Origin of the sequence: Streptomyces sp. NPDC001851, from assembly GCF_040297165.1 — a bacterium.
Classification (GTDB): Bacteria; Actinomycetota; Actinomycetes; order Streptomycetales; family Streptomycetaceae; genus Streptomyces.
This window is the reverse complement of the sequence record NZ_JBEOYR010000010.1, coordinates 16,405-31,060: the sequence shown is the minus strand read 5'-3', so window position 1 is coordinate 31,060 and position 14,656 is coordinate 16,405. Positions and strand designations below refer to the sequence as shown.

11 protein-coding genes are annotated in these 14,656 nt (G+C 73.8%); 3 read left to right on the top strand and 8 right to left on the bottom strand.

Going from position 1 to position 14,656, the window contains the following annotated elements:
* Nucleotides 1-33: 33 nt before the first annotated feature.
* The 3 genes from ABT171_RS16500 to ABT171_RS16490 are packed head-to-tail and all read right to left on the bottom strand — an operon-like array spanning nt 34 to nt 3,924.
* Nucleotides 34-2,418, bottom strand: coding sequence for a xanthine dehydrogenase family protein molybdopterin-binding subunit (locus tag ABT171_RS16500; protein ID WP_351244205.1), 2,385 nt, complete (start codon nt 2,416-2,418; stop codon nt 34-36).
* Nucleotide 2,419: 1 nt separating this feature from the next.
* Complete coding sequence (locus ABT171_RS16495; RefSeq protein ID WP_351244203.1) at nt 2,420-3,031, bottom strand: (2Fe-2S)-binding protein; 612 nt, start codon at nt 3,029-3,031, stop codon at nt 2,420-2,422.
* Nucleotides 3,031-3,924, bottom strand: a complete 894-nt coding sequence (locus ABT171_RS16490) for an FAD binding domain-containing protein (protein ID WP_351244201.1) — start codon at nt 3,922-3,924, stop codon at nt 3,031-3,033. The genes ABT171_RS16495 and ABT171_RS16490 overlap by 1 nt, the downstream gene beginning before the upstream one ends.
* Before the next feature lie 343 nt (nt 3,925-4,267).
* Between ABT171_RS16490 and ABT171_RS16485 the strand changes: the two genes are divergently transcribed.
* Together ABT171_RS16485 and ABT171_RS16480 are read left to right on the top strand one after the other, a co-directional pair.
* Nucleotides 4,268-5,941 (top strand): PucR family transcriptional regulator, encoded by a 1,674-nt coding sequence (locus ABT171_RS16485; protein WP_351244199.1) that lies wholly within the window; start codon nt 4,268-4,270, stop codon nt 5,939-5,941.
* Between the two features lie 176 nt (nt 5,942-6,117).
* Complete coding sequence (locus ABT171_RS16480; protein WP_351244197.1) at nt 6,118-6,885, top strand: hypothetical protein; 768 nt, start codon at nt 6,118-6,120, stop codon at nt 6,883-6,885.
* Between the two features lie 741 nt (nt 6,886-7,626).
* Here the strand turns inward: ABT171_RS16480 and ABT171_RS16475 are convergent.
* On the bottom strand, nt 7,627-8,400 hold the full coding sequence (locus tag ABT171_RS16475) for a GntR family transcriptional regulator (RefSeq protein ID WP_351244195.1): 774 nt from the start codon (nt 8,398-8,400) through the stop codon (nt 7,627-7,629).
* A 376-nt stretch (nt 8,401-8,776) separates the two neighbouring features.
* Here ABT171_RS16475 and ABT171_RS16470 point away from each other — a divergent pair, with 376 nt between their 5' ends.
* Nucleotides 8,777-9,820 (top strand): DUF2637 domain-containing protein, encoded by a 1,044-nt coding sequence (locus ABT171_RS16470; RefSeq protein ID WP_351244193.1) that lies wholly within the window; start codon nt 8,777-8,779, stop codon nt 9,818-9,820.
* A gap of 68 nt (nt 9,821-9,888) precedes the next feature.
* On the opposite strand, the gene ABT171_RS16465 is transcribed toward ABT171_RS16470, so the two are convergent.
* From ABT171_RS16465 to ABT171_RS16450, 4 genes are all read right to left on the bottom strand, one after another.
* Entirely contained in the window at nt 9,889-10,359 is a 471-nt protein-coding gene (locus ABT171_RS16465) for an ATP-binding protein (RefSeq protein WP_351244191.1), read from the bottom strand.
* A gap of 305 nt (nt 10,360-10,664) precedes the next feature.
* Nucleotides 10,665-12,122: a protein phosphatase 2C domain-containing protein gene (locus ABT171_RS16460; protein ID WP_351244189.1), complete on the bottom strand. Its 1,458-nt coding sequence runs from the start codon at nt 12,120-12,122 to the stop codon at nt 10,665-10,667.
* A gap of 159 nt (nt 12,123-12,281) precedes the next feature.
* Nucleotides 12,282-13,469 carry an SGNH/GDSL hydrolase family protein gene (locus ABT171_RS16455; protein ID WP_351244187.1) on the bottom strand — a complete coding sequence of 396 codons (1,188 nt, stop codon included), beginning with the start codon at nt 13,467-13,469 and terminating at the stop codon, nt 12,282-12,284.
* A 171-nt stretch (nt 13,470-13,640) separates the two neighbouring features.
* Nucleotides 13,641-14,576, bottom strand: coding sequence for an alpha/beta fold hydrolase (locus tag ABT171_RS16450; protein ID WP_351244185.1), 936 nt, complete (start codon nt 14,574-14,576; stop codon nt 13,641-13,643).
* Between the last annotated feature and the right edge of the window lie 80 nt (nt 14,577-14,656).

The following is a 14,656-nucleotide window of genomic DNA, read 5'->3' as shown; positions in this document are numbered from 1 at the left end:
TCCCTGCGCCGCCCGGAGAGCTCTTTTCCGGTGTTACGCGGTTCCCGTGAGGTGCTCGGGCCGCACCGGCGTGCGGTTGAGCTCCAGCCCGGTCGCGTTCCGGATCGCCGCGAGGACGGCCGGGGTGGACGACAGGGTCGGGGCCTCGCCGATGCCACGGAGCCCGTAGGGGGCGTGGTCGTCGGCGAGTTCGAGCACGTCGACCGGGATGGTCGGCGTGTCGAGGATCGTGGGGATCAGGTAGTCCGTGAAGGAAGGGTTTTTGACCTTCGCGGTCTTCGGGTCGACAATGATCTCCTCCATCACCGCCACGCCCAGGCCCTGGGTCGTACCGCCCTGGATCTGGCCGATCACGGAGAGCGGGTTGAGCGCCTTGCCGACGTCCTGGGCGCAGGCCAGTTCGACGACCTTGACCAGGCCGAGCTCGGTGTCGACCTCGACGACCGCGCGGTGCGCGGCGAAGGAGTACTGGACGTGTCCGTTGCCCTGGCCGGTGCGCAGGTCGAAGGCCTCGGTCGGCCGGTGCCGCCACTCCTCCTCGACCTCCACGACCTCGTCCTCCAGCACGTCGGCCAGGTCGCCGAGGACCTCACCGCCGTCGGTGACGACCTTGCCGCCCTCCAGCAGGAGTTCGGCGGTCGCCCAGGCGGGGTGGTAGGAGCCGAACTTGCGGCGCCCGATCTCCAGGACCTTCTCGCGGACGATCTCACAGGCGTTCTTCACGGCGCCGCCGGTGACATACGTCTGCCGGGAGGCCGAGGTGGAGCCGGCGGAGCCGACCTGGGTGTCGGCCGGGTGGATGGTCACCTGGGTGACGCCCAGCTCGGTGCGGGCGATCTGCGCGTGGACGGTGACACCGCCCTGGCCGACCTCCGCCATCGCGGTGTGCACGGTCGCGACCGGCTCGCCGCCGATGACCTCCATGCGGACCTTGGCGGTGGAGTAGTCGTCGAAGCCCTCGGAGAAGCCGACGTTCTTGATGCCGACCGCGTAACCGATTCCGCGTACGACGCCCTCGCCGTGGGTGGTGTTGGACAGACCGCCGGGCAGCTGCCGTACGTCGGCGCCCTCGCTGGACTCCCACTGGCGCTCCGGCGGCAGCGGCATCGCCTTGACGCGGCGCAGCAGTTCGGCGACCGGGGCGGGCGAGTCGACGGGCTGGCCCGTCGGCATGAGGGTGCCCTGCTCCATCGCGTTCAGCTGCCGGAACTCCACCGGGTCCATGCCGAGCTTCTTCGCCAGCTTGTCCATCTGCGCCTCGTAGGCGAAGCACGCCTGGACCGCGCCGAAGCCGCGCATGGCGCCGCAGGGCGGGTTGTTGGTGTAGAGGGCGATGGCCTCGATGTCGACGTCGTCGATGACGTACGGGCCGACCGACAGGGAGGAGGCGTTTCCCACCACCGCCGGGGAGGCGGAGGCGTAGGCGCCGCCGTCCAGGACGATCCGGCACTTCATGTGGGTCAGCTTGCCGTCGCGCGTGGCGCCGTGCTCGTAGTAGAGCTTCGCCGGGTGGCGGTGGACGTGTCCGAAGAAGGACTCGAACCGGTTGTAGACGATCTTGACGGGCTTGCCGGTGCGCAGGGCGAGCAGGCAGGCGTGGATCTGCATCGACAGGTCCTCGCGGCCGCCGAACGCGCCGCCGACGCCGGCCAGCGTCATGCGCACCTTCTCCTCGGGCAGGCCGAGGACGGGTGCGATCTGGCGCAGGTCGGAGTGGAGCCACTGGGTGGCGATGTAGAGGTGGACGCCGCCGTCCTCCTCGGGCACGGCGAGGCCGGACTCGGGGCCGAGGAAGGCCTGGTCCTGCATGCCGAAGGTGTACTCGCCCTCGACGATCACGTCGGCCCGCCTGCGGGCCTCCGCCACGTTTCCGCGGATGATCGGCTGGCGGTGGACGATGTTCGGGTGCGGGACGTGCCCGATGTGGTGGTCGTCGCGGCCCTCGTGGACGAGGATCGCGTCCGGGGCGAGGGCCGACTTCTCGTCGGTGATGACCGGGAGTTCGCGGTACTCGACCTTGATCTTGGCGGCGGCGCGGCGGGCCGTCTCCGGGTGGTCGGCGGCGACGAGCGCGACCGGCTCGCCGTGGTGGCGTACCTTGCCGTGGGCGAGGACCGGCGTGTCCTGGATCTCCAGGCCGTAGTTCTTCACCTCGGTGGGCAGGTCGTCGTAGGTGAGGACGGCGTAGACGCCCGGCGTGGCCAGGGCCTCGGCGGTGTCGATCGAGACGATCTCGGCGTGTGCGACGGTGGAGCGCAGGATCTGGCCCCACAGCATGTCCTCGTGCCACATGTCGGACGAGTACGCGAACTCGCCGGTGACCTTGAGGGTGCCGTCCGGGCGGAGCGTGGACTCGCCGATGCCGCCCTTGGTCCGAGAGCCCTGCGTGATCTTCGTAGGGGCGCCGTTGGCCGGCATGTCAGACCTCCTCGGACTGGCGGGCGGCCGCCAGGCGGACCGCGTCCATGATCTTCTCGTAGCCCGTGCAGCGGCACAGGTTGCCCGACAGCGCCTCGCGGATGTCCGCGTCGGACGGGTTCGGGTTGCGCTCCAGGAGCTCGTCGGAGGCGACGAGCAGGCCCGGGGTGCAGAAGCCGCACTGGACGGCGCCGGCGTCGATGAACGCCTGCTGGACCGGGGAGAGTCCGGTGCCCTCGCCGGTCTGGGAGTCGGTGCCCTTGGCCGTCCTCCCCCAGGCTTCGCCCGGGGGGACCCCCAGCTGGGCGGCCTGCAGTGTCGTACCGCAGGCGCCGGTGGCGCAGCCGCCGTGCTCCTCGCGCTGCTTGGCGTAGTCCGCCAGGCCCTCGACGGTCACCACGTCACGGCCCTCGGCCTGACCGGCCGCGACCAGGCAGGAGCAGACCGGCACGCCGTCCAGGCGCACCGTGCAGGAGCCGCATTCGCCCTGCTCGCAGGCGTTCTTCGAACCCGGCAGGCCGAGGCGCTCGCGCAGGACGTAGAGGAGGGACTCGCCCTCCCAGACGTCGTCGGCCTCCTGCGGGCGTCCGTTGACGGTGAAGTTGACGCGCATTACGCAGCTCCCTCGGTGGTGCGGTGGTTGCCGCGGTACGACTCCCAGGTCCAGGTGAGCGTCCGGCGGGCCATGACGCCGACCGCGTGGCGGCGGTAGCTCGCGGTGCCCCGGACGTCGTCGATCGGGTTGCAGGCGCCGGAGCACAGCTCCGCGAACTGCTTGGCGACCGAGGGGGTGATGATCTTTCCACTGTCCCAGAAACCGCCCTCTTCGAGCGCCGCGTTCAGGAACTCCTCGGCGGCCTTGGCCCGCACCGGGGTCGGGGCGGCCGAGCCGATGCCGGTCCGGACCGTACGGGTCTCGGGGTGCAGGGCGAGGCCGAAGGCGCACACGGCGATGACCATGGCGTTGCGGGTGCCGACCTTCGAGTACTGCTGCGGGCCGTCCGCCTTCTTGATGTGGACGGCGCGGATCAGCTCGTCGGGCTGGAGCGCGTTGCGCTTGACGCCGGTGTAGAACGCGTCGATCGGGATCAGCCGGGTGCCGCGGGCCGCGGACTCCACCTCGACCTCGGCGCCCGCCGCGAGCAGGGCGGGGTGGGCGTCACCGGCGGGCGAGGCCGTGCCGAGGTTGCCGCCGACGCCGCCGCGGTTGCGGATCTGCGGGGAGGCGACCGTGTGCGAGGCGAGGGCGAGGCCCGGCAGCTCCGCACGGAGGTGCTCCATGATCCTCGTGTAGGGGACGGAGGCACCCAGCCGTACGTTCTCCTCGCCGACCTCCCATTCGTAGAGATCGCCGATGCGGTTGAGGTCGAGCAGGTACTCGGGCCGGCGGTGGTCGAAGTTGATCTCGACCATCACATCGGTGCCGCCCGCAATCGGCACAGCGGTGGGGTGCTCGGCCTTCGCGGCGAGCGCCTCCTCCCAGCTGGCGGGGCGAAGGAAGTCCATGACCGGCTCTCTTCTTGGTCTCATGGGTCGTACAGATTGAGCCAATCCGTGTGCGGCGGTCCCGGCTCGTTCATGTGCTGTTAACGCGCAGTGGACTCAGTACACCGCCCCGTACTCCCACGCGGTCAGTCACCGAAACCATGAAGGAGTTGGCTGGCCACGTCGGGCATCTTGTAGATTCGTATGAACGGAGGTCATCGGTAACCTCTCCGATTTCCTGGGGAAACGCAGGAAACAGCGCGGAGACGCCGGAGAGCGCCCTGTGCGGCCGGTGCCGGGCTCTTCTCCCGTCATCCTCCGAAGATCCATCGTAGGTTTCGAGACAAAGAACGGCGGCGACGAGATGCGGCTGCGCGCACTTCTGGACACCGATGCGCTGGGCCTGCGGCTGCTCGGCGGCGAGGAGGAGCTGGACCGTTCGGTGCGCGGGGTCATGACCACCGACCTGCGCGACCCGAGCCGCTACCTCTCCGGGGGCGAGCTGGTGCTGACCGGCCTGGCCTGGCGCCGCGACGCGGACGACTCCGAGCCGTTCGTGCGGATCCTGGTGCAGGCCGGGGTGGCGGCGCTCGCGGCCGGCGAGGCGGAGCTGGGCGACATCCCGGACGACCTGGTGCTCGCCTGCGTCAAGCACCGGCTGCCGCTGTTCGCCGTGCACGAGTCGGTGGCCTTCGCCACGATCACCGAGCATGTCGTACGGCAGGTCTCCGGCGAGCGCGCCGGGGACCTGGCGGCCGTCGTGGACCGGCACCGGCGGATGATGACCTCGGGCCCGGCGGGCGGCGGCCCGGACGTGGTCCTGGACCTGCTCGGCTCCGACCTGGACCTGCGCGCCTGGGTGCTGTCCCCCACCGGCCGGCTGATCGCCGGCTCCAAGGTGGCGGGCCCGGCGCTGCCCGCGGAGACCTGCGCGAAGCTCGCCGCCGAGCATCTGGCGGCCACCCGCACCGGCCGCCGCGGCCCGCACCGGGTCCTGCTGGGCGGCACGACGTACTCGCTGTTCCCGATCCGCTCCTCGGGGCGCTCCCCGCAGGCCGCCCGCGATGTGCGCGAGACGGTGCTGTCGGACTGGCTGCTGGCCGTCGACGCGGACGCCGGGGACTGGCCCGAGGAGCGCCTGGACCTGCTGCAGGGCGTGACCCAGCTGATCGCGGTCGAGCGCGACCGCCGGGACGCGGCGCGCACGGTGCGGCGCCGGCTCGCCCAGGAGGTGCTGGAGCTGGTGCAGACGGGTGCCGCGCCGGCCGAGATCGCGGCCCGCCTGCGGGTGGCCGCGCCGGTGCTGCTGCCCGGGCTCGGGGCGGCCCCGCACTGGCAGGTGGTGGTGGCCCGCGTGGAGTGGGACGGCGGTCAGGTCGAGGGCGGCCCGGTCGCCCAGTCGCTGCTGGAGGAGGTGCTGGTCGACCCGCTGGCCACCGGCCCCGAGCCCTCGGACCGGATCGCCGTCGCGCACACCGGCGACGAGGCCGTCGCGCTCGTCCCGCTCCCGGCGGTCTCCACCGAGCACGACGGCTCGGAGACGGGTCTGCTGGCCGACTCCCTGCTGGAGTCGGTGCGCGAGACGCTGTCGGCGGGCCTGGACGACGACGGGCGGCTCACCCTCGGCGTCAGCGCGGCCGTGCACTCGGCGGAGGGCCTGCGCGGCGCCCTTGAGGAGGCCCGGCACGCCCGCCGGGTCGCGGCGGCCCGCCCCGGCCGGGTCTGCGCGGCCGGGCACCAGGAGCTGGCCTCGCACGTCCTGCTGCTCCCGTTCGTCCCCGACGACGTCCGCCGCGCCTTCACGGCCCGCCTGCTGGACCCGCTGAAGGACTACGACCGCCGCCACCGGGCCGAGCTCATCCCCACCCTGGAGGCGTTCCTGGACTGCGACGGCTCCTGGACCCGCTGCGCCACCCGGCTCCACCTGCACGTCAACACGCTGCGCTACCGGGTCGGCCGGATCGAGCAGTTGACGGGACGGGACCTGTCGCGGCTGGAGGACAAGCTGGACTTCTTCCTGGCCCTGCGGATGAGCTGAGGTCAGCGGGGGCGCGCGGCGGCCGCGGCGGCCGGAACCCGTCACGCCCGCACCCCACCCCTTTGTGAAAACTTTCACCCACCCTCTTGGCCCGGCCCGGCGATTGGTGCTGGAATGCCGCCACCACTCAACAGCTCGATGGCGTGCTCGGGGAGGGCAACGTGGCGCCTACCGCCATGTCTGGTAACGGAACGACCCCAGGTGACGATCCGCTCCAGACCGCGGTATGGCGGCTGCGCTCGCGGGCCTGCTGGGCGGACGCGGCGGCCCTGCTGCCGCCCGACACCCCCGCCACGGCCCTGCAGCGGGCCGTACTGCTGGTCGAGCGGTGCCTGTACACCGAGCGGGGCTGGGAGGAGGCGGAGGACGCGCTGCGGACGGCGGAGGCGCTCGCGCACACCGACGAGGAGCGGGGGGCCGCCGCCTGCGAGCGGGGCCAACTCGCCTACACGGCAACGCTGCACGGGGTGCGGGACCGCGCGGACGAGGCGCGGGCAGCGCTGGGCCGGGCGGCGGCGCTGGTCCCTCCGGGGGCGCCGGGCCGGGCTCTGCTGGACTTCCGCCGGGGACTGATCGCCGAGAACCTGACCCGCTCCGCGCAGGCGGCGCGCGCCGCGTACCGCCGGGCGCACGCGGGCGCCGCCGCGCACGCCGACCCGCTGCTGATGTCCTTCACATGGCGCCATCTCGCCGGACTCGCCCTGCGCGAGGGCGAGTTGGCCGAGGCCCGGCACGGCTTCGCCGAATCCCTGCGGATCCGCGAGGAGTTGGGCTACCTGGTCGGTACGGCCCCTGCGCTGGCCTCGCTGGCCGACGCGGAGTCCGAGCCGGAGGCGTCCCGCCTCCGCGAGGAGGCCCGGCGCCTGTTCCGGCTGCTCGGGGGTGTACCGACCTGGCTGGCGCGCCAGTTGACCCCGCCGGCCCCGGGGGTGGCCACGGCCTAGCGGCGGGTGGGCACTGTCGCGTCACCGGGTGCGGGCCGGGCGGGTCGGTGTTGTCCTGTCACCGAGTGCGGGCCGGGCCGGTCGGCACTGTCCTGTCACCGGGTGCGGGCCGGGCGGCTCGGCGCTGTCGCCTCACCGGGTGCAGACCGAGCCGGTCAGCGCTGTCCCCTCACCGGGCGGAGGCCTGCGGGGGTCGGCACTGCCCCGTCACGGGGCGCGAACCAGGCCGGTCAGCACCGTCCCGCCACCGGGCGCGGACCAGGCCGGTCAGCGCTGGGCCGTCACCGGATACGAGCCAGGCCAGTCAGCGCGGTCCCGTCACCAAGTGCGGGCCGGGCCGGTCGGCACTGCCCCTCACCGGGCGCGGACCAGGCCGGTCAGCACTGCCCCCTCACCGGATACGAGCCAGGCCAGTCAGCGCTGCCCCGTCACCAAGTACGGGCCGGGCCGGTCAGCACTGTCCCCTCACCGGATACGAGCCAGGCCAGTCAGCGCTGTCCCGTCACCGAGTGCGGGCCGGGCCGGTCAGCACTGTCCCGCCACCGGATACGAGCCAGGCCGGTCGGCACTGCCCCGTCATCGGGCGCGGGCCGGGCCGGTCGGCACTGCCCCTCACCCGGCGCAGACCGGGCCAGTCAGCGCTGCCCCGTCACCGGGCGCAGGCCCGCGGGGGTCGGGCGCGGCCGCGACGGACCCGTGCCCGGGAGGCGGCCGAACCCCGGCGGGGATCGCCGTACCGGCTCAGCGCGCGCCCGCGAAGTGCTCCTCCACCAGCCCCCGCACCACATCCACATCCCCGGCGGCCAACGCGTCCAGCAGCGCCATGTGCTCCGCCGCGTCCGCCACCAGGTAGGCCCGCCCCTGCCGCACCGGCGGCCACTGCGAGCGCCGGTGCAGGTCCGACGCGATACGGACCAGCTGCTCGTTGCCCGACAGGGCGAGCAGCGCCTGGTGGAAGGCCCGGTCGGACTCCGCGTACGTCGCCGGGCAGCCGGCCGCCGCCGCCCGTACGGTCTCCTCCGCGAGCGGACGCAGCTCGGCCCACCGCTCGTCCGGCACCGTACGGGCGAGCCGCAGCATCACCGGCACCTCGATGAGCGCCCGCACCTCCGCCAGCTCGGCCAGCTCCCGCGCCCCCCGCTCGACGACCCGGAAGCCACGATTGGGCACGACCTCGACGGCGCCCTCCAGGGCGAGCTGCTGCATGGCCTCGCGCACGGGCGTGGCCGAGACCCCGAACCGCTCGCCGAGCACCGGCGCCGAGTGGACCTCGCCCGGCTTCAGCTCCCCGGTGACCAGCGCCGTCCGCAGCGCGTCCAGGACCTGCCCGCGCACCGAGGAGCGCTGCACCCCCGGCCGCGGACCGGAAACCGGCCGCTCACCGTGCGTGTGCTCGCCGCGCGCGGCCGGCAGGGCGGTGTCCCCCGCGCGCGCCTGCGCCGGCACCCGGGCGGCGCCGGGTGCCCGGCACTCCGGTGTCCCCGCCTCGGCGGAGCCCTGTGCGCTGTACTCCACGGGTCCTCCTGGCGGGGTTGTCGGCACTTGGGTCATTAACGGTGGGTTGTCACTTCTCCGTCAAGCACCTTAGGCGCCAGGGGCGGCAGTTCCAATTCGCCAGAAATAAATGAGGCTAGGCTTACCTTCATACAATCCCCGCACGGGGTGGCTCACACCGTCCTCACAGGCCACACAAACTGTCCACGGAACACCCGTGCGGGTACTCTTATTCGAACCCAACTCCCGCCTGTCACACGGCAGTTCGAGCAGAACGCCGTCCTGGGCATCCCCTTGCACTTCGTTGGCGGTCTCTTGCCCCGAAACCCCCTGAGGGCCCTCGGGAGTGGGCCACTATGGCGGGCGTTACGCCCTATCCCAAGGCAAGGGACCCCTGATGAGACTGACCGACATATCGCTGAACTGGCTGCTTCCTGGCGCCGTACTGCTCCTGGGGATGCTGGCGGCGGTGGCGGTGCTCGCGCGCGGCAAGCGCTCCTCCGGGGAGAACGCGAGCGCGGACGACTCCTGGGAGCGCAGCGAGGAACGCCGCAGACGCAAGGAGGCCATCTACGGCACGGCCTCGTACGTGCTCCTGTTCTGCTGTGCGGCGGTCGCCGCCGCCCTGTCCTTCCACGGCCTCGTCGGCTTCGGCGAACAGAACCTCGGACTGACCGACGGCTGGCAGTACCTGGTGCCGTTCGGCCTGGACGGTGCGGCGATGTTCTGCTCCGTCCTCGCGGTGCGCGAGGCCAGCCACGGTGACGCGGCCCTCGGCTCCCGGATCCTCGTGTGGCTGTTCGCCGCCGCCGCGGCGTGGTTCAACTGGGTGCACGCGCCCCGGGGCGCCGGGCACGCGGGCGCCCCGCAGTTCTTCTCCGGCATGTCGCTGTCGGCGGCCGTCCTGTTCGACCGCGCGCTGAAGCAGACCCGACGGGCCGCGCTGCGCGAGCAGGGCCTGGTGCCGCGTCCGCTGCCGCAGATCCGCATCGTCCGCTGGCTGCGGGCCCCCCGCGAGACCTACCGGGCCTGGTCGCTGATGCTCCTGGAGGGCGTGCGCAGCCTGGACGAGGCCGTGGAGGAGGTCCGCGAGGACAAGCGGCAGAAGGAGGAGACGCGGCAGCGCCGACGCGATCAGCAGCGGATCGAGCGGGCCCAGCTGAGGGCCATCAGCCGGGGCCACCGCGGCTTCGTCGGCCGCGGTGCCCGGCAGGTCGAGGTGCAGGCGGTGGAGCGTGGCCCCGCCCCGGCGACCGCGGAGCCTGCCATATCCACCGCGGAACAACTGCCCGTACGACGCCGTCCCTCCCTGCAGCCGGTCCGCAGCGGATCCGCTGAGCAGGTGACCGTCGACCTCACCGCCGAGGACGACACCATGGCCCTGCCGCGCCTGGACTCCCTGGAGCGCAAGCTGAAGGACCTGGAGCAGCAGTTCGGCTAGCGCCGCCGCTCCGGCCCGCCGGGGGCGTGACCACACGGGTCAGGCCCCCGGCGCGTCTCCGCGGAGCGTCACGCCGCCTCGGCGCCCAGTTCGAACCACACCGACTTGCCGACCCCGTGCGACCGTACGCCCCAGGCGTCCGCGAGGGACTGCACCAGCAGCATGCCGCGCCCGTGGGTGTCGTCCGTGTCCGGGCCTCTCAGCTCCGGTCTGCGGGCCACGAAGTCCCGTACCTCCACCCGCAGCCCGCCCGGCTCCACCACGGCCGTGAGGACCGCGTCGTCGTCGGTGTGCACCAGGGCGTTGGTGACCAGTTCGCTGGTGAGCAGTTCGGCGATCTCCGAGCGGCCCGGTTTGCCCCAGTGCCGCAGCAGTTCGCGCAACTCCCGGCGGGCCTCGGGCACCGCCCTGAGATCCGCCCGCCCCAGCCTGCGCCGGAGCCGGTGCGCGTGTTCCGTGGTGGTGCCGGCCTCTTCCCCCGTCGTCGCCGAGGAGCCCCCGACGACCGCAGGACCGCCCCCTCGTGCCTGACTCTTCATGACCCCCGCCCGCACGCCGCTGGACCCTGCCCCTCCTGGTCGAACACGTTCACGGGGGATGCTTGCCCAGCACGAACCCGGGCAGTCCTGACAGATGCCCGATGACCGGAGGTTCGGCCACGGCCGTACGGGTTCCGGACCGCCCGCCGGGCCGCGCCGCACCCGCCTCACCGGCCTCCCGCACGGCGCTGGGCGCCACGGACGCCCCGGGACGGCAAGGCAGATGCGTCCGGCACCGGCCGTCGGCACACCGTCACGCGCCGTGAAAGTGGCCGAAATCCGCTCCTCTTCCGGCGGGTGCCGGGCTACGCCTCCCACACGGCCGCCGCCGTGCGGTCGTCGGCGTAGCCCTTCACCCGCACCTGGGCGTCGGCGAGGAACGCGGCGAGGCCCGGCGGGGTACGGCCGGACCAGCGGCGGGCCAGATAGGCGCAGAGGGCGGCCTCGCCGCGCAGCGGTTCGGCGAGGCCCGCGGTGCACATGACCAGCGCATCACCCGGACGGGCCAACGAGGCCCGGAACCGGAACGGCTCGCGCGGCGGCTCCGGCGCCGGCTCGTACGGGCTCGGCGGGGCCGGGATGCCCAGATCCATGGTGAGCCGGTCGCCCTCGGGCGTTTCGGCAAACGTCTTCGCGGGATTTCCGGGCGGGGAGCCGATGCCGGCGACGGACGCACCGCCGCTGTCGTCGGGCGTGACGCGCGGCTCGATGTCCTGCCACTCCCCGTCCCGCAGCCGGAACAGGCCGCCGTCGCCGACGCCGAAGAACACGCGCGTACGGCAGTCGGGGTCGGCGGGCAGCAGCAGACAGCGCAGGCTCGCCCGGTACCCCTCCGGGTCGAGGCCCTGTTCCGCCGCGCTCGCCCGGAGCTTGCCGAGGCTGCGGTCGGTCAGCCGCTGCAGGCCCGCCTTCAGGTCGCCGCGCCGGGCGGCCCGGAGGTCCGCCACGAGCCGGTGGTGGCTGCGGCCCACGGCCCGCCCGATCCACCGGCAGGCCTCGGCCGCCGCGAGATGCGCGCCCGGCGCGCCCCGCACCCCGGTCGCCATCGCGACCAGCACCAGTGCCTGGTCCCCCGTCCCGAACCGGGCGGTCAGCAGCGAGTCCCGCCGCGGCTCGCCCCGGTACCGCGCCGAGTCCCCCCGCAGCGACACGGCCCGCAGCGCACACCCGCCGTACCGGGCCCCGTCCAGCACGGTGTCCGCCACCAGCTCCCCCAGCCCCTCGGGATCGGCGGCCGGCAGCGCGGTCGGCTCGGGGTCGTAGGTGGGCGGCCCGGAGCCGACGTAGTCGACGGCGGCGGGGGCCGGGGGCGGGGGCGGGGTGGACTCGCGCACGTCCTGCGCGGACCCGTCGGCGAGCGGGTCCGCGGGCGAGCCGGGAGCCTGCTCCTGCGCGGCGCGTACGGCAGGCGGCGAGGGGGCCGCGGACGGATCCGGCCGCTCGTCGGGCGCGGCGGGTGCTTCCCGGTGGGCCGGGGGCGGTTCCCAGGGCGTGCGCTGGGGCGGCAGAGTGGTCCGGCCGGGCGGCGTGCTCCCCGGGATGTCCCCTCGGTCCGGCGCGGCGGTACCGGCCCGTGCCTCCGGTCCCGGCTCGCACGGTGGTGCCTCGGCCGGCCGGCCCGTCACCGTGCGCTTCGCGGAGGCGAACCGGTCGTCCAGCGAATCGGGCGCGGCCGTCGGTCCGGTGTCCTCGGTGGAGTCGTCGTACAGCTGTCCCCACCAGTCGTCCTCAGGACGGGCGGGCCTTCCCCCCTGCTGGCTCATGCCGCTCATTGTCCACCGCACGGGCGGTATGAAAGCGGGTCATCGGGAAATTCCGGCGTACCCGCCGCGTCGTACGGCGCGTCGAGTGAGGGGGTGAACAGCCGTACGGGAAGCGGGAGATGACGGCGGGTGACCGCTGACCCGTCACCGGCTCCGGTGTCACCGCGGCAGGCCGCCGAGCGCCCGGCGGACCGTGTCGGCGACCGCCGCCATCCCGGTGTCGTTGAAGTGCAGGTGGTCGCCGGGGTCGTAGGCGGGCAGGAGGCGGGTCGGGTCCGCGGGGTCGCGCAGCGCGGCGTCGGCGTCGGCGACCGCGTCGAAGGCGCCGCCGGTGCGGATGAAGGCGTTCACCCGCTGCCGTACCGCCTCGCGGGCGTCGGTGTACGCCGGGAAGCCGCGGTACGGCGTCAGGGTGACGCCGATGACCCGGACGCCCCGGGCATGGGCGCGGGCGACGAGCGTGCGGTAGGCGTCGGCGTAGGCGGTGACGTCGTCGGCCGTCGGTGTGCCCTTGATGTCGTTGATGCCCTCCAGGACGACCAGGACCCGTACCCCGGCCCGGTCCAGGGCGTCGGCGTCCAGGCGGGCGAGGGCGTTCGGGCCGGCGCCGTCGTGCAGCAGACGGTTTCCGGAGATTCCGGCGTTGAGGACGCCGAGCCGGCCCGCGCGCACCTGTTCGGCGAGCCGGTCGGGCCAGCGGTGGTTGGTGTCGGGGGTGGAACCGTTTCCGTCGGTGAGGGAGTCGCCGAGCGCGACGATGCTGCCCGCGGCGCCGCCGAGGACGTCGACACCGGTGACGTAGTACCAGCGGCTGATGGCGGTCGTGTAGGCGGCGCCGTTCTCGTCGGTGGCGCGGCCCGCCCCGGCCGGGGCCAGGTAGCTGGTCTGCAGGGCCGTCTGGTGGTAGGTCGCGGGGCCGCTGTCATCGGGGGTGTACACGGTGACGAGGAGGTCGGCGGCGGCCGGGACGGGCAGCGCCACCGGGTCGGTGACCAGGTCCTGGCCGGGCGGGACGGTGACGGTCGCGGCGCCCTGGAAGGTGGCGGTGCGCAGGGTGCCCGGTACCGCGTCCGGACCGGACGCGCGCAGCGCGACGGTGACCGCGCCGAGCCGCAGGGGCGCGGTACCGAAACGGTTGCTGAGCCGGATGCGCACGCCCGTGCCGCCGACGCTCAGGTGGACGACGTTGCGGACGGCGGCGCCGGGCAGTGCGGAAGCGGTGCCGGACGGCGCGGTCTCCCAGCTGCCGGTCCAGGGCGGCGGCGCCGGCTCCGCGACGGCCGGTGCCGCCGCGCCGGGCAGGATCACCGACAACAGCACCGCCAGGGCCCGTCCGACCTCGGCCATCTCCGCACCCGCCCTTCCCCGTGGCTCGTCGGAGCAGACCGTGCCACACGGCCGGGCCGCGCCGCCGCACCTTCGACGGCGGTCCACCCGCTCGGCGCAACGAGCGCAGGACGCCGGTGCCGGGGGTTTCGTTGGGATCAGCCCTGGTCCGACCTGATGCGAACGAAGCCCCTAGCGCACCGCCGGCAGGCCACGCTCGGCGGAGTTCATGAAGTCCAGCATCAGGCGGTTGGCCCGTTCCGCGTGGTCGATCTGCGGGCCGTGGCCGGTGCGGGAGATGATCTCGGCCCTGGCGCCGGGGATCAGGCGGGGAACGCGTTCGGCCTGCCGGTCCGGGTGCACCAGGAGGCTGCGCCTGCCGAGCACCAGGTACAACGGCGTGCGAACGGCGGCGAGTTCGGCCTCGGTCAGGGGCTGCGGCGCGGGCCGGCGGATGCGGTAGGCGCGCACACCGGCCCTGATCATGGCGCGCAGCTCCGGCACGACCAGGACCGGCTGCTCCAGCCAGGACGCGAGACGGGGCCGCAGCCGCTGGGGGGCGAAGGTCGCGAACAGGCTGATGAAGATCCACACGAAGAAGCGCAGCCCCACCTTCTCCAGGCCGCCGGGGTCGAGCAGGGTGACCGAGGCCAGGCGGCCCGGCTCGCGGTGGGCCTGGTTCAGCGCGAGCCACCCGCCGTACGAGGAGCCGACCAGGTGCACCCGGTCCAGCCCGAGCCCGGCGAGCGTCTCGTCCAGCCACCGCGCGGCGTGCGCGGGCTCGTGGATGGGTGCGCGCTGCACGCTGCGGCCCGGGTCGCCGGGGGTGTCGATCGCGTAGACGGGCCGTTCGGGGCTCAGGGCGGGGGTGTTGGGGTACCACATGGCGGAGCAGGAGCCGGCGCCGTGGACGAGGACGACGGGGGTGCGGTCACGGGCGGCCGGGTCCTCGGGGTCGTAGCGGTAGACGTGGGTGGTCCCGTACGAGGTCTCCACGTCCTCCTCCCAGGCCGCGGGCGCGCCCAGCGCGTAGACGGCGTCGCAGGCCGCGAAGTAGCGCTCGCGCCGGGCGTCGCTGACGTAGCGGCCGATGCCGGGCTGGGAACGGGTGCGTGCGGACTCGGGCACAGCCACCTCCGGTAGGTCGTCTCCGGTGTTTGTGGTACGAACGTACCACGTTGGTGGTACGGCTGTATCATCAACCAGGC